General features: G+C 29.9%; 3 protein-coding genes. All 3 read left to right on the forward strand.

All coding sequences use genetic code 11. The features are described from left to right. The first annotated feature begins 228 nt into the window (after positions 1 to 228). Positions 229 to 741, forward strand: a complete 513-nt coding sequence (locus DNU06_RS17350; RefSeq protein ID WP_233503069.1) for a hypothetical protein — start codon at positions 229 to 231, stop codon at positions 739 to 741. A 94-nt stretch (positions 742 to 835) separates the two neighbouring features. Beyond that, positions 836 to 1,288, forward strand: coding sequence for a hypothetical protein (locus DNU06_RS17355; RefSeq protein ID WP_111064767.1), 453 nt, complete (start codon positions 836 to 838; stop codon positions 1,286 to 1,288). A 42-nt stretch (positions 1,289 to 1,330) separates the two neighbouring features. Beyond that, positions 1,331 to 1,807 carry an SRPBCC family protein gene (locus DNU06_RS17360; RefSeq protein WP_111064768.1) on the forward strand — a complete coding sequence of 159 codons (477 nt, stop codon included), beginning with the start codon at positions 1,331 to 1,333 and terminating at the stop codon, positions 1,805 to 1,807. Positions 1,808 to 1,949 lie beyond the last annotated feature (142 nt).

Consider the following 1,949-nt stretch of genomic DNA (forward strand, 5'->3'; position numbering starts at 1 on the left):
TTTGTTTTGCACAGGATGAAATCATTTATTTGTGCGGGTCTTGGGTTTTTGGTTCGTTTTGTGCTAAGACAAAATGAACGAAAGTTGAAAGAAAAACGATATAAAAATATATGTAGAATGTTAAAAAATAGTACATTGTAAAATAAAACAGCATGTAACAATATGTATATTGCATAGCTGCCCTTCGGGCTAGCAACGACAACATACACAAACGTTGTGTGTCATTAAATGAAGAGATTAATTTACATATCGATAATTCTAATTCTGACAACAGGAATGATTTCTTGTGATCGAATTAAGAATAAATCAGAACAGGTTACTGACAAGGTTAAAGAAAAAACTAAGAAAGTAGTTGATAAGGTTTTTCCGTCCTTTGACTGTGACCAGGCTGATACTGAAAATAATAGAAGTAGATTTGCTGAATTTTTAAAAATCAGAATAACTCCAGACGTAAAAAATATATACTGTTTTGATGACGCTATCGGAATTGACGCTGATTATATGTTTGCTTTTAATTGTAACGCGACAACTTCAAAGCAGATAATTAATACTCATAACTTGATAGTTGACACTGTGAACTCAGATAATGGATTTGGAATGCAACACGATTTTGAGTGGTGGGATAAAAAAAGAATCGAAAACCTTCAGAAATATAGCTGGACAGATGGAAATCAATATTTTAAATATTACTGGTACGACTCAGAAAATGAGAAAGGTTATTATTTTGACTTTGATTTGTAAAAAAACGAACACACAACACAAAAATAAAAATTACAGCAAAGCTGTTCGGCATAAATGCCTATTTTTATTCAGCCGTTAGCATTCATAAATTACAATGAAAGGAGAAGAAATTATAGGTTCTTGCATAGGGAAACCACTATATGGAGGAAAAATCCAATCATTTGTTTTGAATGGAGAGTTAATTGACAAAATCAATGTTACTTTTCTAAAATTTGACAAATGGATTAGAATAGTATCGACAGATGAAATTACAACTGTGGAACATGAGGATAATTCCTTTGATAAAATTAACTCTTATGGAGATGATGAATTTTTTTATCCCATAGAAAAAATTGAAATTGACTTTTCTGATTTCAAAAAATATAAAGGAAAGGAATTATTGAAATGGAAAGAACTTGTATGGAAAAATGACAATAAAATGAGTTTTGGAATTAATCTATACTTTGAAAATGATTTGAATTTAATAATTCACAACGAGACTATTCCAGACAATAATAACAAATATATTTTCGAAAATAATTTACCGAAAGATTTGATAGAAAAATAAAAAAGAATACCTGAAAAAAACACAGAAATCCATTGAACGAAAATGCCAAGAATTGAACTGAAAACAGAAATCGAAGCTGAAATTAGAATAGTATTTGATTTATCGCGGAGCATTGACTTGCATAAAATTTCAACAGAACACACTAATGAAACTGCAATCGCAGGAAAGACAAGTGGTTTAATTGAACTTGGTGAAAGTGTAACTTGGAGAGCAAAACATTTTGGTATTTATCATAAATTGACCTCCGAAATAACTGAATTTAAAAAGAACGAATATTTTGTAGATGAAATGGTTGAAGGTGCTTTTAAGCAATTTAGACATGAGCATCATTTTAAGAATATGAATGAGAAAACCATAATGACAGATTACTTTGATTACGTTTCGCCTTTTGGATTACTTGGAAAAATTGCAGACAAGTTATTTCTTAAAAAATATATGGTGGAATTACTAACCAAAAGAAACCAGACTATAACAGAGTTTGCTGAAGGTGAGAAGTGGAAAGAAGTATTAAATAAATAAAACGAAATGCTAACAACAAGCATATTTCATAGCTGTTTCGTACCTTACAGCAACGAAAACATGCTCAAACGTTAGCGCTAATAGCAAGTTGGTAAATAACTAAAAATAATTAATAGTATAATAGAATGAGACAATTGAAATT

The organism is Putridiphycobacter roseus (assembly GCF_003234935.1).
In the GTDB taxonomy this organism is placed as follows: domain Bacteria; phylum Bacteroidota; class Bacteroidia; order Flavobacteriales_D; family Crocinitomicaceae; genus Putridiphycobacter; species Putridiphycobacter roseus.

What these genes read in the sequence shown, in the direction of transcription:
- DNU06_RS17355 (WP_111064767.1), top strand. Translation starts at nt 836, where the DNA reads ATGAAAGGAGAAGAAATTATAGGTTCTTGCATAGGGAAACCACTATAT.
- DNU06_RS17350 (WP_233503069.1), top strand. Translation starts at nt 229, where the DNA reads ATGAAGAGATTAATTTACATATCGATAATTCTAATTCTGACAACAGGA.
- DNU06_RS17360 (WP_111064768.1), top strand. Translation starts at nt 1,331, where the DNA reads ATGCCAAGAATTGAACTGAAAACAGAAATCGAAGCTGAAATTAGAATA.